The sequence below is a fragment of the Brevundimonas bacteroides DSM 4726 genome (assembly GCF_000701445.1).
GTDB classification, from domain to species: Bacteria; Pseudomonadota; Alphaproteobacteria; order Caulobacterales; family Caulobacteraceae; genus Brevundimonas; species Brevundimonas bacteroides.
Genome location: NZ_JNIX01000007.1, coordinates 218,569 through 245,473 on the forward strand (window position 1 = coordinate 218,569; position 26,905 = coordinate 245,473).

Sequence of the window (26,905 nt, forward strand, 5' to 3'; positions counted from 1 at the left end):
GGGAATGGCGCTGAAACCCTTTGAGGGCGGGCTCTAGCCGGTGCCCGAGGCCTGTCGGAAGCTCTCGATCAGGCTGCCCGCGACCAGTCTCCAGCCGTCCACGAGGACGAAGAAGATGAGCTTGAACGGGAGCGATATGACCACCGGCGGGAGCATCATCATGCCCATCGACATGAGCACGCTGGCGACCACCAGATCGATCACAAGGAACGGAACGAAAAGGAGAAATCCGATCACAAAGGCGCGCTTCAGCTCGCTGATCATGAAGCTGGGGATGATGACGCGCAGCGGCAGTTCGTCGGGGGTCGTGGCGGTCTCCAGATTGCTCAGGCGGGTGAAGAGGGCGAGGTCCTCGGGCTCCACCTGGGCCAGCATGAAATCTTTCACAGGTTCCGACGCCAGATCGAAGGCCTGGGGCAATTCCATCTCCTGATCCATCAGGGGGCGGATGCCCGAATCATAGGCGTCCTGCCAGGTCGGGGCCATGACGATGGCGCTGAGGAACAGGGCCAGCGACACCAGAACGGCGTTCGGCGGCGACTGCTGCATGCCCAGCGCGGTGCGCAGCAGGCTGAGCACGACGACGATCCGCACGAAGCTGGTCGTCATGATGACGATGGACGGCGCCAGCGACAGGACGGTCATCAGGCCGACGAGCTGGACCACCCGCTCGGTCAGGCCCGCGCCGGTGCCGAGGTCGATGTTGATGGCCGAGCCGGAAGCGGCGGCGGCCGCCGCGTCCTGGGCAAAGGCGGCGATCGGCCAGACGAGGCAGATCAGGGTGGCGAGCGCGGAGAGCTTCAGCGCGCGGAAGAGCTCGGCGCGGGTGGGGATGACGAAAATGTCCTTCGCCTTCACTTCCCTTTCCCCTTCGGTTCGATCAGCTCCTTGCCTTCGCCGAGCAGGAGAATGCGCTCCTCGTCGTCGATCTTCACGAGAACCAGACGGCGGGCGGGATCCAGCACCAGTGTCTCGACCACCGTCATGCGCCGCTCGCCGCGCTCGGCGTTCAGGCGCGCCAGGAGCTGGGGGGCGTAGCGGCGGGCGGCCCAGGCGGCCAGGCCGATCAGGCCCAGCGTGAAGGCCAGGCCGAACAGGGCGCGCAACAGGTCGAGGAAGTTCATGCGAGAGGCCGGCCCCAAAGACTGACCCAAGCCTTAAGGAACTCGGTTAACGCCGCGTTTAGATAAGGCCTCGTTAACCACACAGGCGGCATTTTCTGCCCATCTTGAACGTGGAGACGACCGATGGGCGTCGCCGACCTGCCGCTGCTGGGCCAGATCCGGGGCCGCCTGACGTGGCTCGACGAGCGTCAGCGGCTGATCGCTCAAAACGTCGCCAACTCCGATACGCCGGGCTACGTCGGACGCGACCTGAGACAGCCGACCGATTTCGCCGCCGCCCTGCGCGAGGGCGGGCCGCTGACGATGGCGCAAACGCGGCCGGGCCATATGCCGGTGGGCGGGCCGAACGGAGCGCCGGTGGCGCGCTTCACCTCTCAGGCCGCGCCCGATTCGGAGACCACGCTCGACGGCAATGCGGTGGTGGTCGAGGAGCAGATGCTGAAAATGGCCGAGAGCCGCATGGCTTACGATGCCGCCATCGGCCTGTATCAGAAGTCGCTGGCCATGCTGCGGCTGGCGGCGAAACCGCCGGGCCGCTGAGGGAGATGACACATGCCTGATCCGATCAACGGCCGGGGCGGAAACCAGCGCAACAGCGCCATGCAGGTGGCTGCCTCGGCCCTTACCGCCCAGCAGTCGCGCATGCGCATCATCGCCGAGAACATCGCCAATGCGGAATCGACCGCGCGAACGGCCGGCGGAGAGCCGTATCGCCGTCAGGTGCCGGTGTTCGAGGCGCGGCGGATCGACGGGGCCATGGGCGTGTCCCTGGCCGAGGTCAGGCCGGATCAGCGGGAGTTCCGGCGCGAGTACGACCCGTCCCATCCCGCGGCGGACGCGGAAGGCTATGTGCTGCGGCCCAACGTCGACACCCTGATCGAGGCGATGGACATGCGCGAGGCGCAGCGCGCCTACGAGGCCAATCTGAACGTCATCGAGACGGCGCGGACGATGGCCAGCCGCACCCTCGACATTCTCAAGCGATAGGACCTAGCCGATGAATCCGTTGATGGCGGCGCGCGCCTATGCGGCGGCGCAAGGGGCAGGCGGGGCGAGCGCCGGCGCGGCAGTGGCGGAGGCCGGCGGGGGAGAGTTCTCCCAGCTGGTCCAGAACGCCATGACCGACATGACCCAGGCCACGCGGGCGGCCGAGACCCAGATGATCCAGACCGTTCAGGGCCAAAGCTCGATGATCGACGTGGTGACGGCGGTGGCGTCTGCCGAAGCGTCGCTGGAGACGGTGATCGCGGTGCGGGATCAGGTGATCCAAGCGTACCAGGAAATTATGCGGATGCCGATCTAGGGAGTAGGGATTGGGGAGTAGGGATTAGGGTGGAGTTGGGTGGTTGCTGATCGAGCCAGGATCGGCGTTGTCGCCAGCGTGGCCATTTCCCTAATCCCTAATCCCTAATCCCTCACCTCGGCTGGACGTCGAACGCGATCGTCATCCGCGTGCCGGCAGAGCGGAACGGCTCGGTGCCGTGCCACATCCAGGAGGGGAAGAGGGCGACGACGCCGGGGCGGGGCTCGATCCAGTGCTCGGCGGGAAGCTCGAAGCCGACACCGAGCCGAACCGCGCCGAAGCGGAGCCAGCCGGCCCGGGGGTCGCTCGCGTCGACCTGGGGCGTCGTGATGTAAAGCGCCGAGGAGACCCAGCCTTCGGGATGGATGTGGTCGCTATGGCGGCCGCCCGCGGTCAGTCGGACCGACCAGGCTCCGATGATCTCGTGACCCAATCCGGCGCGTTGGCTCATCGGGTCGTCGTGGCCCGCCATGTCGGCGATGTAGCGGCTGATGGGAGTCTCCAGGGCGTCGAAGACGGCGTCGATGTCGGGATTCCCCGCATGGCGAGGGTCGAGCGCCGCCTGAACGCCTGAGCGGATGGACTGGCCGAGCGGTTGCGCGGCGAACGGGTGCAGGAGGTCGAGGCCAGCAGCCACGCATTCCAGCGTCCCCGCTTCCAGGCCGATCTGGAACGGTCGACATAGACGCTTGTAATCTGTCGCGGACAGGGCGCGGGGGTCGCCCAGCAACCGCCAAGCCACGGTTCGCAAGGCCAGAGCGTATTGATCCAGCGGGCGGGCCGCTATGATCGAGTCCAACCGGGGCAAGGCCTCTGCCGCGCGGCCCGCTGCGATCTGGGCGGCGCACAGGGTGTTGGCAGCCCGGACGTCCGTCGGCGCTTGGCGCGCAGCCTCTTCGGCGTGGCGCAGCGCGAGAGCAGGATCAATCTCGGCCGCAGCGGCCGCGGCCGCCGAAGCGATGCCTGACAGGCCCGCGATGAAGCCCGGCTCCAGTGCGTGGTAGGCGGCCTGCGGACCCGCGATGTCCAGCAGAACAGCGGATCGCAGAGCGTGAAGAGCGGCATTGGACGGGGCGGCGGCGATCGCCTGCTCCAGCGGCGCGCACGCCCTGACAGCGTCGCCCGTTCGCATCCAGATCAACTGGGACAGGTCGCGCAAGGCGTCAACATAGGCGGGGCGTCGGGCGAGCGCCTGATCCAGGGCGGCCTGCGCTTCGTCCAGGCTCGACAGGGCTGTCAGGGCGCGGGCCAGGACAAGCCAGGTCTCCGGCGCGTCTCCGCCCTTGGTCAGAGACGATCGCGCGTATTCCGCAGCGGCCGCGGCGTCGCCCATGTCGCCGAGAGCCGCGGCGAGATTGTGCGCGGCGACGGCGCTCTCCGGCTGCAGGCGCACCAAGCGTTCCAGCAACGGCCTGGCTTCGCGGTCTCGCCTGAGACTTCGAAGAGATGACGCCAAGAGCCGCAGCACCGGCACGGGCGCCGCCAGATCGTCACGCGCCGGGGCAAGCCCCGCCACCGCAGCGGGTACATCGCCGCGGGCCAGGTCGGATTGCGCCCTGGCGTGAAGCGCGAGCCAGTCGGGCGCGGAGGCGCTCACGCCGGACGCTTCAGCGCTCGCGACGCACGCGCAATGAACGGGCGCCGCTGATGCTGAGCATGTAGCTTCCCAACGCCGCCTGACGGATCCGGACCGGCGCGCCCGGTTCTGCGCGGGTCATCAGACGGTTGGTGTCGATCTGGAGCCAGGTCGATCCGTCAGCAAGCTCGAAGGTCCATTGGTCCCTGTGGTTCTGGCGCGCGCCGACGAGGGTCGTCTCGATGGCCTCGACGGGGGTGTCGTCCCGCAGATTGCCGAAGATGTTCACAGCGTCCAGGTCGAGGCCGAACAGGCGCTGGCGGGTCTGGCGAGCCTGGGCCTGATCGACAACGGTCACCTCGCCCGCGGCTTCGGCCGTCTCGAAGGCGGCGGCGGCGCGGTCGAAACAGACCAGTCTCTGGGCCTCGCCGACGACGCTGCGGCAGGCCAGGAGGGTCTCAATCAGCGCGGGTCTCTGGACGGTGCCGTCCTGGGCCACAGCGGAGCCGACACCGCCGAAAGTCGCCGACAAGACGAACAGAACTGTAATCGATTTCATGGCGCTCATCCTGCGACAAACCAGTAGCATTTTGTCTGAAATGCGCTCTTCAAGCCAGTCGGCCGACAACTGCAAGAAATCGTCACGTTATTGCGCCAAGGGCGTGGTCTGAATGTGACATTCGTTCACGAAAGCGTCGTCTTTTCGCCATTCCGATTGACCCGGAAGCGTGGCCGCCTCATGGGAGGCTTCAAGCTCTGAATCCGCCTCCTCAGGAGGGGGCGAAGGGGCGGGCGGGCTCACCGAGAGCCCTGCTTTCGACAAACGGCTCACGGAGAAGCAGCTTTGACCGACACAACCTATCGCCGCCGACTTCTCGGCACTTCGATGCTCGCGGGTGCCGCGATCGTCGCCGCCAGCGCCCTGATGTCTACGCCGGTCCTGGCTCAGGACGCCGAGGACGACCAGGTCGAAGACATCGTCGTCACCGGCTCGCGCATCGCGCGTCAGGATTATGTCGCCAACTCGCCGATCGTGACCGTGAGCCAGGAAGATTTCCAGGCGACCGGCTCGGTGACCATCGACACCCTGATCAACGACCTGCCGCAGTTCACCCCCGCGACCAACGCCACCTCGAACAATCCGTCGAACGGCGGTCAGGCCAACGTGCAGCTGCGCGGCCTGGGCACGACCCGCACCCTGGTGCTGATGAACGGTCGCCGCATCGTTCCGTCGAACGCCTCGTCGGTGGTCGACCTGAACATCCTGCCGACCGCCCTGATCCAGAACATCGAGACGATCACGGGCGGCGCCTCGTCGACCTACGGCTCGGACGCCGTGGCCGGCGTGCTGAACTTCCTGCTGAACGACGACTTCGAAGGCGTGCAGGTCGACTTCCAGTACGGTGAGACCGACCGCAACGACGGCGGCACCGACTCCATCAACCTGACCGTTGGCGGCGATATCGCCGACGGCCGCGGCAACGCCGTGATCTCGCTGGGCTATTCGCACCGTGAGGCCATCTTCAACGCCGCGCGCGATTTCGCGCAGATCGGCGGCTTCTCGGGTGCCTCGCCCCTTGGCAACACCGTGTTCGACGCGACCAACCTGCCCAGCGCGGCGGCGGTTACCGCCGCGATCAACGGCGCGATCCCCAGCCATACGTTTGGCTTCAACAACAACGGCACGCTGTTCACGCACCAGGGCTACCGCGACTTTGTCAGCCCCGGCGGCATCGACTATGACGGCTCGCGTCAACCGGGTCCGCTTCAGTCGGCCGACTTCCTGTATACGACGGCTCCGCTGAACTACATGATCCTGCCTCAGGATCGCTACAATGTGTTCGGCGCGGTCAACTACGAGATCAACCCGGCCGCCGAGGTCTACACCGAGTTCCTTTTCTCGCAGTATGAGACCGCCAACGTCCTGGCCGCCACGCCGGCAGCCGGTCCGGTGACGGGCTTCCGCGTGCCCTCGACCAACCCCTTCATCCCGGCCGAACTCGCCGCTCTTCTGGCCAGCCGCCCGAACCCGACGGGGACCTTCCGCCTCGACAAGCGCTTCTCGGCTCTGGGGCCGCGCCGTGGTTCGGAGAACTACAGCGTCTACCAGATCACCACGGGCATCCGCGGCGACCTGGCCGGCACCCGCGACTGGACTTACGACATGTTCCTGTCGTACGGCCGCGTGGACAACGTCACGACCCAGTCGGGCAACGTCTCGCGCTCGGCCGTCCAGCGTCTGCTGGAAGCGCCGGATGGCGGCCGCAGCCTGTGCGCCGGCGGCTTCAACCCGTTCGGTGAGACGCAGCTGAGCGCGGCCTGCGCCAGCTTCATCGGTCGCCTCTCGAAGAACACGGTTACCAACGACCAGCGCGTCTTCGAAATCAACCTGCAGGGCGGCTGGTTCGACCTGCCGGCCGGCGAGGTCCGCGTCGCCCTCGGTGGCGGCTATCGCGAGCAGAACTACAACTTCGTTCCCGACGCCCTGCTGTCCGGCACCTTCGTCCTGAACGGTGTGACGGGTCCTGACGTCGCCGGCTTCAACGCCGCCCAGCCGCTGTCGGGCGCCCAGAAGGTCTACGAAGGCTACGGTGAAATCCTGATCCCGCTGCTGCGCGATCTGCCTCTGATCCGCAACCTCGAGACCAACCTGGGCTACCGCCTGTCGAGCTATGACCGGATCGGGACGACCGAGGCCTACAAGGCCGACCTGAACTGGGAAATCGTGGATGGCCTGCGTCTGCGCGGCGGCATCCAGCGCGCCGTTCGCGCGCCCTCGATCGGTGAACTGTTCGGGCCCCAGAACCTGAACTTCCCCAACGTCGGCGCTCCGACCTCGACGACCGGCGCTCGCCAGTTCTCGGGCGATCCCTGCGACATCCGCGGCGCTTACCGCGCTCCGGGCGCCGCGGGCGCGGCCAGTGTCCGGACCCTCTGCCTGGCGCAGGGCGTCCCGGCCGCCGTCATCGACACCTACACCTTCGCCAACCAGCAGGTGTCGGGTCTGACGGGTGGCAACCCGAATCTGACGGAAGAAACGGCCGATTCGTTCACGGTCGGTCTCACCTGGCAGTCGCCGTTCTCGAACCCCTGGCTGTCGAACCTGTCGGCCTCGATCGACTACTACGACATCGCCATCGAAAACGTCGTCGGCACGGTCTCGGTGACGGAACAGTTCCGTCGCTGCTTCAACTTCGACGGCACCTCGAACCCGAGCTACGATCAGAACAACTTCTTCTGCACCCTGTTCCAGCGTGATCCGAACTCGGGTCAGGTGATCAATACCTTCGAAACGAACGCCAACCTGGCGACGCTCGAAACCTCGGGCATCGACTTCCAGGTCGACTGGGCGGCGGAACTCGCTGACCTCGGCGCGCCGGACTGGGGCCGTCTGGCCTTCAACATCACCGGCACCAAGCTGGAGGAGTGGCAGCGTCAGGACCTGCCGGGCGGTGCCTTCACCGACCGTCTCGGCACGGTGTCGAACACGCTGGGCCTGACCTTCCCCGAGTGGAAGTGGCTGTCGTCGCTGAACTGGTCCTATGGTCCGGTCAACCTGGGCGTCCGCTGGCGCTATCAGGGTGAAGTCGCCAACTTCAACAACCGCACCCAGATCATCGAAGCGATCGACTACTTCGACCTGAACGCGTCCTGGGCCGTCAACGACACGGTGTCGCTGCGCGCCGGTGTGAACAACCTCACCGACGAGCTGGCTCCGGTCTACACCCCGTCGATCGCGTCCAACACCGACCCGTCGACCTATGACGTCCTGGGTCGTCGCTACTATGTCGGCCTGACCGCCCGCTTCTAAGCAGGGGTTCGACTGAAAAGATTGGGCGGCTGGTCTCGCACTAGCCGCCCTTTTCTTTTGTCCGGGTTGCGGCAGTCTGTGCATGGGCGGGGAGGCCCGCGTGGATGACCGACACTGCCGAACCGACAGCCGACGCCAGGCTCAAGCGCGATGACCGGCTGGTGATCCTGGCCTCTTCGGTCGGGACGGTGATCGAGTGGTACGACTTCTATCTGTACGGCTCGCTGGCGGCGATCATCACGGCCCAGTTCTTCTCGGGCGTGAATGAGACGACCGGTTTCATCTTCGCCCTGATGGCGTTCGCGGCCGGGTTCGCGGTCAGGCCGTTCGGGGCGGTGTTCTTCGGGCGGCTCGGCGACCTGTGGGGGAGGAAGAACACCTTTCTGGTGACCATGCTGCTGATGGGGCTGTCGACCTTCGTGGTCGGGCTGTTGCCGTCCTATGCCGCGATCGGGGTGGCGGCGCCGGTGATCCTGATCGCCATGCGGCTGATCCAGGGGCTGGCCCTGGGCGGGGAGTACGGCGGGGCCGCGACCTATGTGGCCGAGCATGCGCCGCCGGGCCGGCGGGGGCTCTACACCAGCTTCATCCAGATCACGGCGACGGCCGGGCTGATGCTGAGCCTGGTGGTCATCCTGGGCGTGCGGACGACGGTGGGGGAGGAGGCCTTTACCGACTGGGGGTGGCGGATCCCCTTTCTGGTGTCGATCCTGCTGCTCGGCGTGTCCTTGTGGATCCGGCTGAAGCTGGCGGAAAGCCCGGCGTTCGCACGTATGAAGGCGGAAGGGCGGGGGTCGGCGACGCCGCTGAAGGACAGTTTCGGGCGCTGGCCCAATCTGAAGCTGGTGCTGATCGCGCTCGTGGGCCTGACGGCCGGCCAGGCGGTGGTCTGGTACACGGGGCAGTTCTACGCCCTGTTCTTCCTGGAGAAGGTGCTGAGGGTCGAGGCGGCGTTGGCCAATGTGCTGATCGCGACGGCGCTTCTGCTGGCCACGCCCTTCTTCATCTTCTGGGGCTGGCTGTCGGACAAGGTGGGGCGAAAGCCGATCATTCTGGTCGGGTGCCTGCTGGCGGCGGCGACCTATTTTCCGCTGTTCGGCATGCTGACCGAGGCGGCCAATCCAAGGCTGGCGGCGGCGACGGCCTCGGCGCCGGTGACAATCGTGGCCGATCCGGCGGACTGTTCGGTGCAGTTCGATCCCGTGGGCAAGACCGTGTTCGACAGCTCCTGCGACCTGGCCAAGGGCTGGCTGGCCAAGGCCGGCGTCAGCTACGCCAATGAGGCGGCGCCGGCCGGCACGGTGGCCCAGGTGCGGATCGGGCAGGCCACGGTGGCCAGCTTCGGCGGGGCCGCGCTGGACCCGGCGGCGTTCGGGGAGGCCAAGACCGCGTTCGAGGCGGAGCTCGGGGCGGCCCTGACCGCGGCGGGGTATCCGGCCAGGGCGGACAGCGCGCTGGTGAACCGGCCGCTGGTGGTGGCGATCCTGTTCGTGCTCGTCTTCTATGTGACCATGGTCTACGGGCCGATCGCCGCAACGCTGGTGGAGATGTTCCCCACCAACATCCGCTACACCTCCATGTCGCTGCCCTATCACATCGGCAACGGCTGGTTCGGAGGCTTCCTGCCGACCACGGCCTTCGCCATCGTGGCGGCGACGGGCAACATCTACGCCGGGCTGTGGTACCCGGTCGCTGTGGCGGTGATGACGGTGGTGCTGGGCGCCCTGCTGGTCAGGGAGCGCAAGGACGTCGACCTGTCCGCCTGATCAGCGCTCGACCATACGGGTGTAGAGGTGCCAGGTCGCATAGCCGAGCACCGGCAGGACCACCGCCAGACCGACGAACAGCGGCAGGGCGCCGAGCACCAGCAGCACCGCGACGCGGACACCCCAGGAGGCGACGGTGGGAATGTTGGCCCCGACGGCGCGGAGCGAGGTACCGACGGCGGTTCCGGCGTCGACCGGCTTGTCCACCACCATCGGGAAGGACACCAGCGTCAGGAAGACCGTCAGGACGGCGAAGACGGCGCCGACGGCGTTGCCGATGACGACCATCTGCAGGCCCTCGGGCGTGGAAAGCAGCTGCTCGAAGCCGCCGGCGATGGTCATGGGCGCGACGCGGGCGAGCGTGAACTCATAGATGATCCAGGCCGCCGCGATCCAGGCGGCGAAGAAGACCAGCGACATCAGGGTCAGCATGATCAGAGGCGTTCGGCTGCGGCCGTTCAGCGGATCGAAGAAGTGGCGATAGCTGGACGAGATGCCGAGGTCGCGGCGACGGGCGATCTCGTAGAAACCTGCGGCCACCGCCGGTCCCATGACCGACAGGCCGGCCACCAGCGGGAAGAACACGGGGAGCAGACGGTCGTTCAGGGCGATGGCGGCGGCGAGCAGGCCGAGCACCGGATAGAGCACCGCGAGCACCAGGATGTCGCCGCGCTTGGCGTTGAAGTCCTTCCACCCTTCGGCCAGGGCCCAGTCGAGGTCGCGTCCGGTGATGCGGCGGACGGCGGGGGCGGCGGCGCGCGGGGAGACGGGAATGCTGGACATCGTGGACTCCGGAAGGCGGTGGGCGGCGGGGGTTCTCTTCGGTCTGGATACGCTGGGCGTGTGGGTTCGTTACCGGGAACCTAGGCGCGAGGGCGTGGCGCGGCTACCGGGGCGGGGTCACGGTTGGGTGATCGGGGCCGGACCCCTCTCCCAGAGGGAGAGGGCTTGAGGCTCGCAGAGCGAAGCGATGCGCCAGCCGAAAGGGTGAGGGGTTACGGTCTCGCCAGCCTGGCGTGATCGCGGATCGCCGACAGCACATCATCGAGGCGGGCGAACACATCGTCATTGCGGAAGCGGAGGACGCTCCAGCCGAGATGTTCAAGGTCCCGTTGCCGGTACTGATTCTTGAGGTCACGCTCGTCCTGGTCGTGGACACCGCCGTCCAGCTCGATGATGAGCCTGAGCTTCTCGCAGGCGAAGTCGGCGTAGTAGCGGCCGATTGTGTGCTGGCGGCGAAACTTGTGACCATCGAGCTTGCCGCCGCGCAGGGCCGTCCAGAGGCGGGCTTCAGCGGGGGTCTGGTTCTGGCGAAGTCGGCGGGCGAAAGCGCTTCGGCGATCAGACGGCAAGATGGAAACCCCTCACCCTTTCGGCTGGCGGATCGCTGCGCTCTCCGAGCCTCAAGCCCTCTCCCTCTGGGAGAGGGCTATCAAGCCGCGACCGACGTCCTCGCCAACGCGCAGTGGCTCCAGATCTCGGACAGGGCGTCGATCAGGCGGTCGATGTCCTCGTCGGTGTGGACCGGGGAGGGGGTGATCCGCAGCCGCTCGGTGCCCTTGGGTACGGTCGGGTAGTTGATGGGCTGCACATAGATGCCGTGGTGCTCCATCAGCCAGTCGGAGATCATCTTGCACTTATGCGGGTCGCCGACCATCACCGGGATGATGTGGCTGTCGTTCGGCATATGCGGGATGCCGGCGAGGTCCAGCCGCCAGCGGACGCGGGACACACGGTCCTGGTGGCGGGCGCGCTCCATCTCGGATGACTTCAGGTGGCGAACGCTAGCGCAGGCGCCGGCGGCGACGGCGGGCGGAAGCGCCGTTGTGAAGATGAAGCCCGAGGCATAGCTGCGCACCCAGTCGCACAGGGCGGTCGAGGCGGCGATGTAGCCGCCCATGACGCCGAACGCCTTGCCCAGCGTGCCCTCGATGACGGTGATGCGGTCCATCAGGCCTTCGCGCTCAGCCACGCCCGCGCCGCGCGGGCCGTACAGGCCGACGCCGTGGACCTCGTCCAGATAGGTCATGGCCCCGTGGGCCTCGGACACCTCGACGATCTCGCGGATCGGGCCGATGTCGCCGTCCATGGAATAGACGCTCTCGAAGGCGACCAGCTTGGGCCGCGAGGGGTCGATCGCGGACAGGAGTTGGTTCAGGTGCTCGGGGTCGTTGTGGCGGAAGATCTGGCGTTCCGCGCGGCTGTGGCGGATGCCCTCGATCATGGAGGCGTGGTTCTGGGCATCGGACAGGACCACGCAATTCGGCAGCCGCGCCGCCAGAGTGCCCAGCGCCGCCCAGTTGGAGACATAGCCGGAGGTGAACAGCAGCGCCGCCTCCTTGCCGTGGAGGTCGGCGAGCTCGCGTTCCAGCAGGACGTGGTGGTGGTTGGTGCCGGAGATGTTGCGCGTGCCGCCCGCGCCGGCGCCGCAGCTGTCGAGCGCCTCGTGCATGGCCTTCAGGACGTGGGCGGACTGGCCCATGCCGAGATAGTCGTTGGAGCACCAGACGGTGACCTCGTCGGGGCCGTCGCCGTGCTTGACGGCCCGCGGGAACGAGCCGCGCTTGCGCTCCAGCTCGGCGAAGACGCGGTAGTTGCCGCTGTCACGAAGGCTGTCGAGCTCCGCCTGGAAGAAGGTTTCATAGTTCATGGCGGACAGTCCCCCGGTGGTCTTTGTCATTGGTCGGCCTTTGCGAGGGCGACGTGGTTGGATTTGGCGTTGCGGCCCAGCGCCCAGGCCCACAGCGCGCTCTCGGGCGCAGGGCGGCGGCGATTGGCCGGAAGCATGAGAAAGCCGTGTTCGAGCAGGCCCAGCGCCGCCAGCGACAGCATCAGGACGTAGCCGGTGCGGGCGCCGCCGCTGCTGAGCAAGGCGGCCTCGGCCAGCAGGATGGTCACGATGATGGAGGCGGCGAGCGAGACCGGGAACAGGGCGTTGAAGCGGGCGCGGCGGAAGTAGCTGCCCAGATAGGCCAGGCCCTTTGGCAGGAGGCTCGACGGCGGATTGGGCACGCCGAGGAAGATGTTGAGCTTGGTCGACAACCGCATGCCGAAGAGCAGCAGGAAGGTCAGGGTCCCGACCTGATTGGGCTGGCCCCAGGTCAGGGCGATGAACAGCAGGGCGGTCAGGGCCAGCGCGATCTCGTGGTGGATCACGGTTTCCGTCGATACGGCGAAGCGGCGCCAGCCGGCGGCCTCGGGCGGGCAGGGCGTGCGGCGTGGGCCGGTCAGCTTGCCCATCAGAAAGCCCATCTCGTGCCAGCCCCAGACCGCGAGCGCGGCGCCGAAGGCGACGTAGGCGCCGTTCGCGGTGGTGTCGTCGGCCGACATCCACAGCCCCAGCATGGCCGCGCAGGCCACGATCGCGCCGAGCATCAGCGACACGCCGAAGCTGGCGGCGTCACGACGCACCAGCCACAGGATCAGTCCCGTGGACGCCCACCACAGACCGGCGGCGACGATGAGGGGCTGAACCGCGTCCATGACTACCAGCGAGGATCCATGCGGACGTCAGCGGGAAGGGGGTGACGGTCGACCGGCAGGAGCAGCAGGCCGAGGAACGTCGCCCCCGCCTTCAGCGTCAGGCCGAGGCGCTGGATGCCGGCGACCAGGCCGCCCCTGGCCTTGGCGTCGCCCAGGGCGTCCGAGGTCCGGCGCAGGCGCTCCATGCCGGTGCGGAACCGGGGCTCATCGGTGCGGAGCGAGACCGGATAGATCTGCTTGGAGATTTCCGTGCAGATCCGGAAGACCTCGTAATCGTAGTCCGTGATGTCGACGCCCAGCGCCTTGTGGAAGGCCGGTCGCATGTGGTCGCGGACGTACATCGTGGCGTAGACGGACAGCAGGAAAAAGCGGATCCACCAGACGTTTCCGCCCGACAGCAGTTTCGGGTCATTGCGCATCAGCAGCGCGAAGGCCTCGCCGTGCTTGAACTCGTCGTTGCACCACTGCTCGAACCATTTGAAGATCGGGTGGAAGCGACGGTCCGGGTTCCGTTGCAGGTGGCGGTGGATGGCGATGTAGCGGGCGTAGCCGATCTTCTCCGACAGATAGACGGCGTAGAAGATGAACTTGGGCTTGAAGTGGGTGTACTTCTTGACCTTGGTCAGGAAGCTCAGGTCAACGCCGATCTTCGCGTCCTTCAGCGTGTCGTTGATGAAGCCGGCGTGGCGGCTCTCGTCGCGGCTCATGTATTTGAACAGGGCGCGGATGTCGGGGTTCTGAACCCGCTTGGCGATTTCGGCATAGAGGACGCAGCCGGAGAACTCCGAGGTCAGGGACGAGACCAGGAAGTCGGTGAACTCCTTCCTCAGGTCCTCGGGCAGGTTCTCGATGATGCCGTCGAAGGCCGCGTCGCGCTTGAAATGGTCCTTGTTTCGGTCCTCGGCGAACTCGGCCATCAGGGCGTCCCACTGGGCCCGGACGGGGGTGACGTCGATGCGGTCCAGCGCGGCGAAGTCGGTGGTGTAGAACCGGGGCGACAGGACCGTGTCCTGGGTCGCCAGTTTCAGGGAGGACTCGGCGTTGACCTTCTGGCGCGCCGCCTCTCTGCGGAGTTCGGTCAGGCCGGGGGTTTCTTCATATTGATCGAAGGGGACGGCGGTCACAGGGTCCTCCGGGGTGTGAAGCTGACGTCGTAGAGTTCGCCGAACTCCAGACCCGACGTCAGCCGGGTGAAGGTGCGTTCCAGCCAGGTGGCGCGGGTCACCGTGGCGGTGCGGCGGAAGGTGCGGCGTTCGCCAAACGCGACGTGGATTGGCTCGCCATGCACCTGGACCGCGTCGCCGGGGCCGATGACGGGATCGCCGTCGAGCGCCACATGGGCGCAGAGATTTTCGTCGGAGTGCTCGACCTCGATCGTGCAGCCGGTGTCAAAACGACGGCTCATGCGGCGGTCTCCGAAGGCGGGGTCATCAGGTCCAGGAAGGCCTGGCGGTTGGTGGGGCCAAAGGCGTCCAGCTTGACCACGCGGCCGGTGGCCAGGTCCTGGATCGTCACCTTGCCGTCGGACCATTCGGTGACCCGGAAGGGCTGTTCGGAGCCCAGGCCCTGGGCGCGGCGGTCGCGGACCAGGCCGCGCAGCACGCCCCGGACGAAGCCGCCGGTGGCGGGCGGGATGATCCGCTCGCCGTCGTCGATCACCGTCACCAGCACGCCGCCGTCATCCATGTCGGCAAAGCGCATGTCGGCCGCAGTGACGGGGGTGGCGTTCGACGCCTCGGCCACGCTGGGCGAGATCAGGCCCAGCCGCGTCGCCCCGACGCCGGCCACCGTCAGCCCGACCACCAGGATGGCGGCGATCAGGGGCGCTCGGGGAAAGGGCTGTTCGTCGAGGTTGGACATCTTCGTTTCTCTGGGCTGGGTTCCTGAGATCCTCAGGCGGCGGCGGGCTGGCCGTCGGACGGGGCGGGGCGGGAGGCGCGGGCCGGAGCACGCACCGGCTCGGCCACGAAGGGCTTGTCGGCGGCGTTGGCGGCGAGCTGGAGCTGCAGGCTCAAGCGTTCGGCGACCGAGGCGACCTCGGGCAGGGCCCGCATCATCGGCTGGGGGTTCAGGATGGTGAACGGCCGGACGTGGGGCCATAGGTGCGGATAGGCGATGCGGGCGCCGTCGGCGAGACTGAGCGGAATGTCGCCGAAGCCCTTGGCGTCCACCTTCACCGCCGCCGCGCCGATGGTGCGGTAGGGGATGTTGAAGCACTTCGACAGGGCCACGCCGTGGCGCAGCACGAACCGCTTATTGGTCATCGTATAGACCGTCGTCCGGGCGACGAGGACGGCGTAGCCGACCAGCAGGCCCACCGCGACGGCGCCGACCGTGAGGGTCAGGCCGACCGAGATCAGGGTCGAGGCCAGGCCGGAGCCCTGCATGACGCCATTGACCAGGTTCCAGACGGCGAGGATGCCGAAGTAAGTCGCCACCCAGTGCGCGCGCATGGCGGTCCGGGCCAGGACGCGCCAGTCCGGCTCGCCCTGCCACAGGATGTGCTCGCCCTCGGGGAGCCGGCCTGGAAGCCCGCGGACGGGCTCCCCTTCATGCTCCTGGCCGATGGCGGCGCTGATACCGGCGGGGCGGCTCACAGCCAGGGCTCCTGGCGGTCGCGCGTCGCGTAGAGGTGACCACCGCCGTAATAGCCGATGATCTTCTCTTCCTCGAGCAGGGTGACCTGATCGGGGCTAGCCGTGGTCGGGACATCGGCGAACTGCGCCGAGGTGATGGCGCGAACCTTCACGGCGCGCGCGGCCCCGTCGACGATGCACATCTGCATGGGCAGGAGCACCTTCTTGGCCCCGACAGCGACCTCGAGGTAGCGGATCAGCTGCTCGGAGCGATCGGCCCAGACATCGGAGACCTCGCCGCCCTTCTTGCCGTCGCAGCCGAGGACCGCGAGGCCGCGCGGATCGATGTCCTCACGCGGAATGTAGAAGTCCGGCGCGACCCGCAGCGGCACGATGCGCGGCAGGCCTTCCAGCGTCAGGTCGGCGTAGTTCGGACGCTCGGCATAGCCACCGGGTCCGACGCCATCCAGCAGGGGGTTGCCCGTGGGCTCCAGCGGCGAACCGTCGGTCGGGGCGCTGCGACGCGCGGCCAGCGGACGGGTGTCGCGGTTGTCGGCGCGCGGCAGGACGCGCGTGCCGTGGCCGTGGGGCAGGATGAAGGTCTTGGGCTTGGCGGTGAACAAGAGGCCGCCCAGAGGTTCGTGCTGGCCGGTGACATCGTTCTCCAGCGGATAGCCTTCGCGGCGATCCTCGCGACGGAGGTAGACGATCAGTCCGGCGAAGAAGAGCCAGAAGACCATCAGGGCGAGTTCTGCGGCGTCGAAATCACCGAAGAGGAAGGGACTGTTTTCCATGTCAGGCTCCTTTGCGAACCAGGATCAGGCGGGCAGATCGGCGAGGCCGAACCGTTGAGGGGTAAGCGACTGAGGCGAAGCGGCGGGCGCGTAGCGGGCGAGCGGCCCGATGGCGACCAGGGCGGCGAACAGGAGGCCGATCTCCAGGTGGTAGACGACACCGTAGGCGGTGAAGGGCTGGCTCATCGCCGGGCCGAGCAGGCCTGACGAGGACAGGGCGGAAACGAGGTCGCGCAGCGCGCCCCCGGTGAGGACGGCGAGGCCGACGGCGGTCGCCTGGACCGCGCCCCAGGCACCGAGCGCGATGCCCGAGCGGCCGTCGCGGGCGAGCGCCATGGCGCTGGTCAGGGTGCCGACAGAGAACAGGCCGCCGCCGAGGCCGATCATCGTGACCCCGGCGCAGAACAGGGGGGCCGAGGCGAAGGGTCCAGCGCAGATGACGGCGGCGAAGGCCAGCACGCCGATGACGAGGCCGTGGCCGGCCATGCGGTGGGGCTCTCCGCCGTGGTTGAGGCGACGCGCGGACCAGGCCAGGCCGATCAGGGTGCCGAGCGCCCAGAGCGCGGTCAGGCCTGTGGTCTGGCCGACCGACAGGCCGAGGATCTGGCCGCCATAGGGTTCCAGCAGCACGTCCTGCATGGAGAAGGCGGCGGCGCCGAGCCCGGTGGCCACCAGCAGGCGGCCCGAGCGGCCCCCGGCGATGAATTGGGCCCAGCTGTCCCTGAACGGGGGGCGGGGCTGGGACGGGGCGGTGAGGGCCAGGTTCTGGGCCTCCTGCTTCCACAGGGCGGTCATGTTGAGAACGACAGCGACCATGGCCGCGCCCTGAACCACGCCGACCAGTTTCACCGCTTGGAAGTCCATCAGGATCAGACCCATGGCGATGCCCGCGATCAGCATGCCGACCAGCAGCATGACGTACAGCAGGGCCACGACTCGGGGCCGGGCGTGCTCGGGCGCCAGGTCGTTGGCGAGCGCTAGACCCGCCGTCTGCGTGGTGTGGATGCCGGCACCGGTCAGGAGGAAGGCGACCATGGCCGCGACGTGGCCGATCCAGACCGCGCCGACGCCCTGACCGCCCGAGATCAGCAGGGCGAAGGGCATGATGGCGAGGCCGCCGAACTGCAGAAGCGTGCCGAACCAGATGTAGGGCCCGCGCCGCCAGCCGAGGTGGGAGCGATGGGTGTCCGACCGGTGCCCGATCAGGGCGCGGAAGGGGGCGAACAGGAAGGGCAGGGCGACCATGGTCGCCACCAGCACCGCCGGGACGTTCAGCTCCACGATCAGGACGCGGTTGAGCGTGCCGGTCAGCAGCACGGTGACCATGCCGACCGAGACCTGAAACAGCGACAGGCGCAAGAGGCGCGACAGCGGCAGCTCGGTCGTGGCGGCATCGGCGAACGGCAGGCAGGCGCGCATCAGGCGCGCGAAGGCGGCCCGGTTGGCGTCCGCTCTCTGCCGCAGGTCGGTCATCGGCGCACGAGCTCCAATGCCTGGGAGGTGTAGAAGCCGCCCTGGACGCGGCGGGTGCGGCCCACCGAGACGCCCGGCAGGGCCGAGAGGCGGGCGGCCAGCGCGTCCAGTTTCGCGGGCACGATTGCCGGAGCGCGGTCGGCGCGCGGGAACAGCTTGCCCATCGTCAGCATCAGCATCAGGGCGGGCGTGCGCGGCGTGACGGTGAAGACGATCGAGCCACGCGTCCGCTGCGACAGAGCCGCCAGCACCGCGACGATGTCGTCGGTCGGATAATGGATCAGGCTGTCCATCGCCACGATGTGATCGAAGTCGCCGAGGTCCGGGCTCATCATGTCCCCGGCGCGCCAGTCGATGGCGCCAGGCATGTCGGTGGGCGCCCTCTCGCGGGCGATGTCGACGAGGCTGGCCGAGACGTCGATGGCCACGACGTCGGCCCCGCGACGGGCGGCCTCGACGGCCAGCGCCCCGGTGCCGCAGCCGGCGTCGAGGATGCGCAGGCCCGTCAGATCGGCGGGCAGCCAGTTCAGCAGGACGCCGCGCATCTCGTCGCGCCCGGCCCGCACCGTGGCGCGGATCTTCGACACCGGCGCGTCAGAGGTCAGCTGGGCCCAGGCGTCGAGCGCCGTGCGGTCGAAATAGGTTTCGAGCCGGCCGCGATACTGGTCCCAGGTCGCCGAGGTCATTGATCGAACCCCAGGAACTCGAAGATGTCGCGGTCGCGCATGGGCTCGGCCTCGATGGCCGGCATGCCGTCCCACAGCGATTGGGCCAGACGGATGTATTCGGCCTTGGCGGCCTCCAGTTCGTCGGAGCCGTCCATCTCAAACACGACCGACTTCTTCAGGCGCGAGCGGCGGATTTCGTCCAGGTCGCGGAAGTGGGCGATGCGCGTCAGCCCGATCGCGTCGTTGAAGCGGTCGATCTCGTCGGTGCCGGAGCTGCGGTTGGCGATGATGCCGCCCAGACGCACCTCATAGTTCTTGGACTTGGCCTTGATGGCCGCGACGATGCGGTTCATCGCGAAGATGCTGTCGAAGTCGTTGGCGGTGACCACCAGCGCACGCTCGGCGTGCTGGAGCGGAGCGGCGAAGCCACCGCAGACCACGTCGCCGAGCACGTCGAAGATCACCACGTCGGTGTCCTCGAGCAGGTGGTGTTCCTTTAGCAGCTTGACCGTCTGGCCGACGACATAGCCGCCGCAGCCGGTGCCGGCCGGCGGTCCACCCGCCTCCACGCAGCGCACCCCGTTGAAGCCCTCGTAGACATAGTCCTCGGGGCGCAGTTCCTCGGAGTGGAAGTTCACCGTCTCCAGCACGTCGATGACGGTGGGGACCAGGCGCTTGGTCAGGGTGAAGGTCGAGTCATGCTTGGGATCGCAGCCGATCTGGAGCACCCGTTTGCCCAGCAGCGAGAAGGCGGCGGACAGGTTGGAGCTGGTGGTCGACTTGCCGATGCCGCCCTTGCCGTAGACGGCGAAGACCTTGGCCGTGCCGATGTTGAGCGGCGCGTCCATCTTGACCTGGACCGAGCCGTCACCGTCGATGGGCGGACGACGCTTCAGCGTCTGGGGCATTTCGAGGGTGATGCTCATGCGGCCTCCGCGGGGCTCAAGCCCTCGAGTCTGTCTTCAAGGTCGTCGGCGGCGTCGCGCAGCGCCTGCAAGGTCGCCGCGTCGGGCGCCCAGTAGGCGCGGTCCGAAGCCTCCAGCAGGCGGTTGGCCATGCGGGCGGACGCTTTCGGATTCAGGGTCGCCAGGCGATCGCGCATGGCGGCGTCGAGCACGAAGGTCTCGCTGATTTCCTGATAGACCCAGGGCTGCACCTCGCCGGTCGTGGCCGACCAGCCCAGCGTGTTGGTCACCTGGGCCTCGATCTGGCGGACACCCTCGGCGCCGTGCTTCAGCTGGCTCTCGAACCAGCGCGGATTGAGGACGCGGGTACGGCTTTCCAGCGTGACCTGTTCCGACAGGGTGCGGACCTTGCCTTCGCCTTGGGTCTGGTCGCCGATGTAGACGGCAGTGGCCCGGCCGCGTGCACGTTCCGCCGACTTGGCGACGCCGCCGAGCGTATCGACGTAGTGGTCGATGGTGGTGACGCCCAGGTCGACCGAGTCGAGGTTCTGATAGGCTAGGTCGATGCCGGAGAGCGCGCTGTTCAGCAGCGCCGGCTGCTTCATCGGCTTGCCGTTCCTGCCATAGGCGAAACCCTTGCGGCTCTCGAAGGCGTCGGCAAGTTCGCCCTCTTCGGTCCAGGCCCCGGAATCGATCAGGCTGTTGACCGAGGCGCCGTAGGCCCCCTCGGCGTTGGAGAAGACGCGAAGGCTGGCGGTTTCGAGATCGCAGCCGAGGCGGCCCTGATGCTCGAGCGCGCGCTTCCTGACGAAGTTCTGCTCGATCGGCTCGTCGGCGCATGCCGCGAGCCAGGCAGCGTCGGCCAGCATCTTCATCTGGAGCGGCAGCAGGTCGCGGAAGATGCCCGAGACGGTGGCGATGACGTCGATCCTCGGGCGGCCGAGCTCCTCCAGCGGGATCAGCTCGGCGCCGGTCAGGCGGCCGTAGCCGTCGAAGCGGGGGCGCGCGCCCATGAGTGCCAGGGCCTGGGCGATGGGGCCGCCCTCGGACTTCAGATTGTCGGTGCCCCACAGGACGATGGCCAGGCTTTCGGGCAGGGCGCCCGTCTCCTGACGGTGGCGCTCCAGGAGGCGCTCGGCCTGGCGGCGGCCGTCGGCGACGGCGTAGGCCGAAGGAATGCGGAAGGGGTCGAAGCCGTGGATGTTGCGGCCCGTCGGCAGCATCCCGGGCGTGCGGATCAGGTCGCCGCCGGGCGAGGGCCGCACATAGCCGCCGTCCAGCGCCGCGATCAGGGCGTCCATCTCGGGATTGGTCGACAGCGCGACGTTGGTGGCGTGCAGGTGGCGGAACAGGTCGAGGTTGGTGGCGTCCGACGTCAGGCCGCTGATGCCGAGCGCCGTGCGGGCGTCTGCGCCGTCGACGATGGCCTGAACCGCGTCGCGGCCCGGCTGGGGACCTTCGCGGCCCTTGGCCACGGCGAGCAGCATGTCGACGCGCTCGGCGGGGTCGAAGGCTTGACCCAGGACGTGCAGGCCGTTGGGGATCAGGGTCTGCTCCAGCTCCTGGAGCGTGGCGATCAGGGCTTCGATGCGGGCATCGTCGGCGCCGTCGATCAGGTCGAGGTTCAGGACCTGCGCCTGCTCCTCGATCATAGGCACCAGCTGGGCGCGCTCGACGGCGGCCTCGACGTCCGTGCCGCGCCAGCGTTCGACGAGCGCCTTGAGGTCCAAGAGGCCCTTGTAGAGGCCGGCGTCGGAGATCGGCGGGGTGACGTAGGAGACCAGGGTGGCGTTGGAGCGCCGCTTGGCGATCATGCCCTCGGACGGGTTGTTCGCGGCGTAGAGGTAGAGGTTGGGCAGGTCGCCGATCAGGCGGTCGGGCCAGCAGGCCTCCGACAGGGCCGTCTGCTTGCCGGGCATGAACTCCAGCGCGCCGTGGGTGCCGAAGTGGAGCACGGCGTGGGCGGCGAAGTCCTCGCGGATCCAGCGGTAGAAGGCGCTGAAGGCATGGGTGGGGGCGAAGCCGCCTTCGAACATCAGCCGCATCGGATCGCCCTCGATGCCGAAGGGCGGCTGCAGGCCGACGAAGACGTTGCCGAAGCGGGCGCCGAGCACGAACAGGTCCGAGCCGTTGGTCAGGGCCTTGCCGGGCGCGGCGCCCCAGACGGCCTCGATGTCGTTGAGCCAGGTCTCGCGGCGGACGTGGTCCTCGGCCGGAATGCGGACGTGGACGTTGCCGTCGGTGCCGAGGCGGGCGGCGTTGCCCTCCAGCATCGTGGCGCGCAAGGCATCCACGCTGGCGGGGACCTCGACGGTGTAGCCCTCGGCCGAGAGGCGGATGAGGGTGCGATACAGGCTCTCCCACACCGACAGCTGGGCGGCGGTGCCGGCGGCTCCGGCGTTGGGCGGGAAGTTGAACAGGACCGCCGCGATCCTGCGCTCGGCCCGGTCAGCGCGGGCGAGGTCGATCATCCTGACGACGCGGGCGGCCAGCGTCTCGGCACGCTCGGGGCAGGCGACCATGGCGCGGGCGTCCGCGCCGGGGAAGGTGCAGCGGCGGCGGCAGCCGGTGCAGGGCTGGCCCGATCCGTCGGTGCGGCCGCCGAACAGGGTCGGGGCGACGCCGCCGTCCAGTTCGGGGATGGCGACCATCATGGTGGCCTCGAGCGGCAGCAGGCCGCGGTCGCCCGCGCTCCATTGCTGGAAGCTCTGGAACTCCAGCGGATGGGCGGCGACGTAGGGCACGTCGAATCCGGCCAGCGTCTCGGCCGCCGCGCCTGAGTCGTTGTAGGCCGGGCCGCCGACCAGGGAGAAGCCGGTCAGGTTGACGATGGCGTCGACAGTTCGCCGACCGTCCCTGAGGAACAGCTTGTCCATCGCCGGGCGGGCGTCCAGCCCATTGGCGAAGGCGGGAATGACGCGCACGCCGCGCGCCTCGAAGGCACGGATCACGCCGTCGTAGTGGGCCGCGTCGTCGGCCAGGACGTAGGAGCGCAGCACGATTAGGCCGACGGTGCCGTTCGCGCCGTCGCGGGCGGGCAGGGCGGAGGCGCTGTCGGCCATGCGGCCCGCCATGTCGGGATGGTAGACGCCGATCTCCGGATATTCGATCGGGGCGGCGGCCTTCAGCGCATTGCGATAGATGCGGCGCTCGCCGTCGGCGTAGCGGTCGATCAGCCAGCGGACCATGCCGACCATGTTCTCGGTCGAGCCGGCCAGCCAGTACTGCAGCGTGAGGAAGTAGGCCCGCACGTCCTGGGCCGTGCCCGGGATGAAGGCCAGGATCTTGGGCAGGCGGCGCAGCATGGCCATCTGCTGGGCCCCGGGAGGCGCTCCTGCCGTGGACTTGCCACGCAGCTTTTTCAGTAGCGCAAGAGGGCCCTTATCGGACCCGTCCATGCGGTAGGGCCCCATGCGGGTCAGGCGCACGACCTCGGCGGCTGACATCATGCAGACCATGGCGTCGCAGCGTTCGGCGCGGGCGCGAAGGGCGGGCAGGACGCGCTGGATGTGGTCGTCCACGAACAGCATGGAAGCGACGACGATGTCGGCGCGTTCGATGTCGGCCAGGCAAGCCTCCAGCGCCCGGTCGTCGCTGCCCCAGTCCGACGCGGCGTGGAGCGCGATGCTCAGGCCGGGGACGTCGGCGCGCAGGCGCTGCTCGGCGATCGCCATCGCACCCGCCAGATGGTTGTCGAGCGTGACGACGCAGACCCGCACCTCGGGCGTCGTTCCGGTCCGGGCGTCCGGACTAGCGGCTGTAATGCGATTTCGCATCGTACAGCGTCTCCAGTCCTATGGTCGCCAGGCCGTGCTCTGCGGCGAAGCGTTCTGTGTTCTTTCGGGCCTTGCCGCGGACAAAGAATGGGATCTTCTTCAGCTCAGCCTCGGCGTCGGGGGACCAGGCGATCTCCGATGAGACCGCGGCCACTTCGGTCGAAGCGACGTCCTCGGTCGGTTTCGCCGCCCCCGCGCCATGACCGCCCAGGTGCGAGGCCCCAGCCTCGTCGCTGAACTCGAAGTCGTCGCGGAACATGTGGAGGAGGTGCTCCTCCAGCCCCATGACCAGCGGATGCACCCAGGTGTCGAACAGGACGTTGGCGCCCTCGAACCCCATCTGTGGCGAGAAGCGGGCCGGGTGGTCCTGGACGTGGAACGGGGCCGAGATGACGGCGCAGGGGATGCGCAGCCGCTTGGCGATGTGGCGCTCCATCTGCGAGCCCAAAACGAGCTCGGGCTGCAGCGCGGCGATGGCGGCCTCGACTTCCAGATAGTCGTCGGTGATGAGGGCGGTGAGGCCCAGCTTCTCAGCGGCGGCGCGGACCTCGCGGGCGAACTCGCGATTGTAGCAGCCCAGGCCCACGACCTCGAAGCCGAGCTCCTCGGAGGCGACGCGGGCGGCAGCGATGACGTGGGTGGCGTCGCCGAAGACGAACACCCGCTTGCCGGTCAGGTAGGTGGAATCCACCGACCGGGACCACCAAGGCATCCGCGAGGGGACGCCGTCCAGCACAGGCGCGGGGTCCAGGCCGGTCAGGGCGCAGACTTCCTTGATGAAGTCGATGGTCGCGCCGTAGCCCAGCGGCACGGTCTTGATGGAGGGCTGGCCGCACTGCTTCTCGAGCTGTTTGGCGGCCTCTCCGGCGATCTCGGGATAGAGCACGACGTTGAAGTCGGCAGCGCCCAGCCGGGCGATGTCGGCGGGAGTCGCGCCCAAGGGCGCGGTGACGTTGATCTGGACGCCCATCCGCTCTAGCAGGCGGGTGATCTCGACCACGTCGTCGCGGTGGCGGAAGCCCAGCGCCGTGGGGCCCAGGATGTTGCAGACCGGCTTCCTGCCCGCCATCGGCGTGCGCTCGACGGCGGTGGTCAGGTGGCGGACCAGCTGGCGGAAGGTCTCGGCCGCGCCCCAGTTTTCCTTCTTCTGATAGCTGGGCAGCTCCAGGGGAATGACCGGGATCGGCAGACCGATGGCGAGCGCCATGCCGGCGGGATCGTCCTGGATCAGTTCGGCCGTGCAGGAGGCGCCGACGATCATGGCCTGGGGCTGGAAGCGGGCGTGGGCGTCGATGACCGCGGTCTTGAACAGCTCGGCCGTGTCGGTGCCCAGGTCGCGCGCCTGGAAGGTGGTGTAGGTGACGGGCGGGCGGGCGCCGCGCCGCTCGATCATGGTGAACAGCAGGTCGGCGTAGGTGTCGCCCTGGGGCGCGTGCAGGACGTAGTGCAGGCCGGACATCGCGGTCGCGATCCGCATCGCACCGACGTGGGGCGGGCCTTCATAGGTCCAGACGGTCAGCTGCATCAGACAGCCCTCCGGCGGATCGGCACGATGGCGTCGGACAGCCGGTCCTGGCGGTTCATGGGGCGGGCGAACAGCTCGGCCAGATCGGCCGCCTGGTCGAAGCCGTGGACCGGCGAGAAGACCAGCTCGATCGACCACTTGGTCGTCAGGCCTTCCATCTCCAGCGGATTGGCGAGGCCGAGGCCGCAGACGCTTAGGTCCGGGCGAGCATCGCGGCAGCGATCCAGCTGACGATCCACGTCCTGGCCCTCGCTGAGCACCGTCGAGGCGGGCAGCAGCGCCAGTTCCTTGTTGAGGTGGACGCGATGCAGATAGGGGGTGCCGACTTCCAGCGGCACCATGCCCAGTTCGCGCGACAGGAACCGCGCCAGCGGCACCTCCAGCTGCGAGTCCGGGAAGAAGAAGATCGACTTGCCGTCCAGTGCGGGCCGGACCTTTTCCAGAGCGCGGGCGGCGCGTTCCCGACCGGGTGCTACGACCGAGCGGAACAGCATCTCGTCGACGCCGAGGGCCTGGGCGGCGGCATGCAGCCAGTCGGTGGTGCCTTCCGCGCCGAAGGGGAACAGGGCGTCCAGCCGGACCGCGCCGCGATCCTCCAGGGCCCGCGCCGTATCGCCGAGGAACGGTTGGGCGACCAAGAAGCGGGTGTTGGGGCCGACGCTGGGCAGGTCGGCGATCTTGCGGGCGGGCAGGGCGTCCAAGCGCTCGATGCCCATGGCGGCGAACAGACGGCGGAACTGGTCCTCGACCACATCGGGCAGGGCGCCGACGATCAGCAGGGACTGGGCGGCGTCGGTCGGGGCCTGGGCCATCTGGGGCACAAGGGCGGCCAGGCACGCGTCCTCGCCCTGGGTGAAGGTCGTCTCGATGCCGCTGCCGGAATAGTTCAGGACGCGGACATTGGGGCTGTGCTTCTCCGACAGGCGGCCGGCGGCGCGGCTGAGGTCCAGCTTGATGACTTCCGACGGGCAGGAGCCGACGAGGAACAAGAGCTTGATGTCGGGGCGACGCGCCAGCAGGCGGTCGACGACGCGGTCCAGCTCGTCATTGGTGTCGGTCAGGCCGGCGAGATCCTTCTCCTCCATGATGGCGGTGGCGAAGCGGGGCTCGGCGAAGATCATGACGCCGGCGGCGGACTGGATCAGGTGGGCGCAGGTGCGCGAGCCGACGACCAGAAAGAAGGCGTCCTGCATCTTGCGGTGCAGCCACACGATGCCGGTCAGGCCGCAGAAGACCTCGCGCTGGCCGCGTTCGCGCAGGACCGGGGATTCGGCGCAGCCCCCCGACGCGGGGGAGCGATCGAGGAGGGCTGCGGGCGCGCTCATGCGGGCATCGCCTGCGGAGGCGATTGCGCCGTGCGGTCGCCTTCGAGCCGGGCCTGACGCAGCTTCCAGACGAACTGGAAGGCGTTGATGACGTAGGCGGCGTAGGCGGCGAGCGCGATCGCCATCTGCTCGGCCGGCGTGCCCCATCCGGCCAGCACCGCCGCCAGATAGGCGGTGTGCAAGGCCAGCACGAGCATGGAGAAGACGTCTTCCCAGAAGAAGGCCGGGGCGAAGAGGTAGCGTCCGAAGACGACCTTCTCCCACACCGCGCCGGTCACCATGATGAGGTACAGCAAGCCGGTCTTGATCAGGATCGACACCGTCGCGGCGGCCGCGCCTTCACCTGTCCACAGATATCTGAGGACCAGAACGAAGCTGATTCCGAAGGCGATGAACTGGATGGGAGCCAGGATGCCCTGAACCAGGGTCCAGGGCGTGGCGTCGCGGCGGGCGCGCTCTTCCGGAGTGTAGAGGGGACGCCGGGCGCGAAGCACGCGCAGGCTCTTCAGCGTCTGGCGGTGATCGCCGGTGTGGGCCCCCCAGGGCGCGGCCACGAGGGCGTCGAACAACGCTCCGACCCCCCGATCCAGCAGGCTGGCGCCTCCCCCGAGGCCGGCGTCACGGCGGGGGTTTTCCCCGTCCGATGGGTGGAAAGCGCTCGAGGACATCGACCGACTCCGGGTCGCCCCGAAATAGGGACGATGACGAAGGTTAGGACCGCCGACGCACAAGTGTCAAATAGATTGGACGTAAACCGAAATTGACACACCGAGGCTTTATCGTCTTGACTAACGCTGGAA

General features: G+C 68.2%; 25 protein-coding genes. 5 read left to right on the forward strand and 20 right to left on the reverse strand.

Translation table 11 applies throughout. From position 1 onward, the window contains the following. Positions 1-33 precede the first annotated feature (33 nt). Positions 34-858 carry a flagellar type III secretion system pore protein FliP gene (gene fliP, locus Q333_RS0103280; protein WP_035293667.1) on the reverse strand — a complete coding sequence of 275 codons (825 nt, stop codon included), beginning with the start codon at positions 856-858 and terminating at the stop codon, positions 34-36. After that, positions 855-1,124: a FliO/MopB family protein gene (locus Q333_RS0103285; RefSeq protein ID WP_029415319.1), complete on the reverse strand. Its 270-nt coding sequence runs from the start codon at positions 1,122-1,124 to the stop codon at positions 855-857. Before Q333_RS0103285 ends, fliP begins: the two co-directional genes overlap by 4 nt. A 123-nt stretch (positions 1,125-1,247) precedes the next feature. Here Q333_RS0103285 and Q333_RS0103290 point away from each other — a divergent pair, with 123 nt between their 5' ends. The 3 genes from Q333_RS0103290 to fliE are packed head-to-tail and all read left to right on the forward strand — an operon-like array spanning position 1,248 to position 2,427. Then, positions 1,248-1,664, forward strand: a complete 417-nt coding sequence (locus Q333_RS0103290; RefSeq protein WP_029415320.1) for a flagellar basal body rod protein FlgB — start codon at positions 1,248-1,250, stop codon at positions 1,662-1,664. A gap of 12 nt (positions 1,665-1,676) precedes the next feature. Beyond that, positions 1,677-2,111 (forward strand): flagellar basal body rod protein FlgC, encoded by a 435-nt coding sequence (gene flgC / locus Q333_RS0103295; protein WP_029415321.1) that lies wholly within the window; start codon positions 1,677-1,679, stop codon positions 2,109-2,111. Positions 2,112-2,121: 10 nt separating this feature from the next. Continuing rightward, complete coding sequence (fliE, locus tag Q333_RS0103300) at positions 2,122-2,427, forward strand: flagellar hook-basal body complex protein FliE (protein ID WP_029415322.1); 306 nt, start codon at positions 2,122-2,124, stop codon at positions 2,425-2,427. A 112-nt stretch (positions 2,428-2,539) separates the two neighbouring features. Here fliE and Q333_RS0103305 read toward each other — a convergent pair whose 3' ends face one another. Together Q333_RS0103305 and Q333_RS0103310 are read right to left on the reverse strand one after the other, a co-directional pair. After that, positions 2,540-4,024, reverse strand: a complete 1,485-nt coding sequence (locus Q333_RS0103305; RefSeq protein ID WP_157072354.1) for a putative 2OG-Fe(II) oxygenase — start codon at positions 4,022-4,024, stop codon at positions 2,540-2,542. Positions 4,025-4,034: 10 nt separating this feature from the next. Continuing rightward, positions 4,035-4,562: a hypothetical protein gene (locus tag Q333_RS0103310; protein WP_051651088.1), complete on the reverse strand. Its 528-nt coding sequence runs from the start codon at positions 4,560-4,562 to the stop codon at positions 4,035-4,037. Between the two features lie 285 nt (positions 4,563-4,847). On the opposite strand from Q333_RS0103310, the gene Q333_RS0103315 reads away from it, so the two are divergent. Beyond that, positions 4,848-7,814, forward strand: a complete 2,967-nt coding sequence (locus tag Q333_RS0103315) for a TonB-dependent receptor domain-containing protein (protein WP_029415325.1) — start codon at positions 4,848-4,850, stop codon at positions 7,812-7,814. Between the two features lie 104 nt (positions 7,815-7,918). Then, a complete protein-coding gene (locus Q333_RS0103320; protein ID WP_029415326.1) occupies positions 7,919-9,580 on the forward strand; it encodes an MFS transporter in 1,662 nt (553 codons plus the stop codon). Here the strand turns inward: Q333_RS0103320 and Q333_RS0103325 are convergent, their stop codons facing one another. The 16 genes from Q333_RS0103325 to bchF form a co-directional block, all read right to left on the reverse strand. Continuing rightward, positions 9,581-10,363: a DUF2189 domain-containing protein gene (locus Q333_RS0103325; protein WP_029415327.1), complete on the reverse strand. Its 783-nt coding sequence runs from the start codon at positions 10,361-10,363 to the stop codon at positions 9,581-9,583. It lies immediately after the preceding gene. A 212-nt stretch (positions 10,364-10,575) separates the two neighbouring features. Continuing rightward, positions 10,576-10,932 carry an endonuclease domain-containing protein gene (locus tag Q333_RS0103330; RefSeq protein ID WP_051651089.1) on the reverse strand — a complete coding sequence of 119 codons (357 nt, stop codon included), beginning with the start codon at positions 10,930-10,932 and terminating at the stop codon, positions 10,576-10,578. A gap of 80 nt (positions 10,933-11,012) precedes the next feature. Further along, a complete protein-coding gene (gene hemA, locus Q333_RS0103335; protein WP_029415329.1) occupies positions 11,013-12,230 on the reverse strand; it encodes a 5-aminolevulinate synthase in 1,218 nt (405 codons plus the stop codon). 26 nt (positions 12,231-12,256) lie between these two features. Then, positions 12,257-13,063 (reverse strand): putative photosynthetic complex assembly protein PuhE, encoded by an 807-nt coding sequence (puhE, locus tag Q333_RS0103340; protein WP_029415330.1) that lies wholly within the window; start codon positions 13,061-13,063, stop codon positions 12,257-12,259. 2 nt (positions 13,064-13,065) lie between these two features. Then, the gene (acsF, locus tag Q333_RS0103345; RefSeq protein WP_029415331.1) at positions 13,066-14,187 is read right to left on the reverse strand and encodes a magnesium-protoporphyrin IX monomethyl ester (oxidative) cyclase; all 1,122 of its coding nucleotides are present in this window, start codon (positions 14,185-14,187) and stop codon (positions 13,066-13,068) included. Beyond that, complete coding sequence (locus Q333_RS0103350; protein ID WP_029415332.1) at positions 14,184-14,468, reverse strand: hypothetical protein; 285 nt, start codon at positions 14,466-14,468, stop codon at positions 14,184-14,186. The genes acsF and Q333_RS0103350 overlap by 4 nt, the downstream gene beginning before the upstream one ends. Continuing rightward, the gene (puhC, locus tag Q333_RS0103355; protein ID WP_051651090.1) at positions 14,465-14,923 is read right to left on the reverse strand and encodes a photosynthetic complex assembly protein PuhC; all 459 of its coding nucleotides are present in this window, start codon (positions 14,921-14,923) and stop codon (positions 14,465-14,467) included. The genes Q333_RS0103350 and puhC overlap by 4 nt, the downstream gene beginning before the upstream one ends. A gap of 32 nt (positions 14,924-14,955) precedes the next feature. Then, positions 14,956-15,660 (reverse strand): photosynthetic complex putative assembly protein PuhB, encoded by a 705-nt coding sequence (gene puhB / locus Q333_RS0103360; protein WP_245591468.1) that lies wholly within the window; start codon positions 15,658-15,660, stop codon positions 14,956-14,958. Then, on the reverse strand, positions 15,657-16,433 hold the full coding sequence (gene puhA, locus Q333_RS0103365) for a photosynthetic reaction center subunit H (protein ID WP_029415335.1): 777 nt from the start codon (positions 16,431-16,433) through the stop codon (positions 15,657-15,659). Before puhA ends, puhB begins: the two co-directional genes overlap by 4 nt. Positions 16,434-16,457: 24 nt before the next feature. Further along, on the reverse strand, positions 16,458-17,906 hold the full coding sequence (locus Q333_RS0103370; protein ID WP_029415336.1) for a BCD family MFS transporter: 1,449 nt from the start codon (positions 17,904-17,906) through the stop codon (positions 16,458-16,460). After that, the gene (gene bchM / locus Q333_RS0103375) at positions 17,903-18,592 is read right to left on the reverse strand and encodes a magnesium protoporphyrin IX methyltransferase (RefSeq protein WP_029415337.1); all 690 of its coding nucleotides are present in this window, start codon (positions 18,590-18,592) and stop codon (positions 17,903-17,905) included. Before bchM ends, Q333_RS0103370 begins: the two co-directional genes overlap by 4 nt. Then, entirely contained in the window at positions 18,589-19,500 is a 912-nt protein-coding gene (gene bchL / locus Q333_RS0103380) for a ferredoxin:protochlorophyllide reductase (ATP-dependent) iron-sulfur ATP-binding protein (RefSeq protein ID WP_029415338.1), read from the reverse strand. Before bchL ends, bchM begins: the two co-directional genes overlap by 4 nt. Then, positions 19,497-23,255 carry a magnesium chelatase subunit H gene (locus Q333_RS0103385; RefSeq protein ID WP_029415339.1) on the reverse strand — a complete coding sequence of 1,253 codons (3,759 nt, stop codon included), beginning with the start codon at positions 23,253-23,255 and terminating at the stop codon, positions 19,497-19,499. Before Q333_RS0103385 ends, bchL begins: the two co-directional genes overlap by 4 nt. Continuing rightward, on the reverse strand, positions 23,230-24,780 hold the full coding sequence (gene bchB / locus Q333_RS0103390) for a ferredoxin:protochlorophyllide reductase (ATP-dependent) subunit B (RefSeq protein ID WP_029415340.1): 1,551 nt from the start codon (positions 24,778-24,780) through the stop codon (positions 23,230-23,232). Before bchB ends, Q333_RS0103385 begins: the two co-directional genes overlap by 26 nt. Then, a complete protein-coding gene (locus Q333_RS0103395; RefSeq protein WP_051651091.1) occupies positions 24,780-26,105 on the reverse strand; it encodes a ferredoxin:protochlorophyllide reductase (ATP-dependent) subunit N in 1,326 nt (441 codons plus the stop codon). The genes bchB and Q333_RS0103395 overlap by 1 nt, the downstream gene beginning before the upstream one ends. Continuing rightward, complete coding sequence (gene bchF / locus Q333_RS0103400; protein ID WP_084175711.1) at positions 26,102-26,773, reverse strand: 2-vinyl bacteriochlorophyllide hydratase; 672 nt, start codon at positions 26,771-26,773, stop codon at positions 26,102-26,104. Before bchF ends, Q333_RS0103395 begins: the two co-directional genes overlap by 4 nt. Positions 26,774-26,905: the final 132 nt, after the last annotated feature.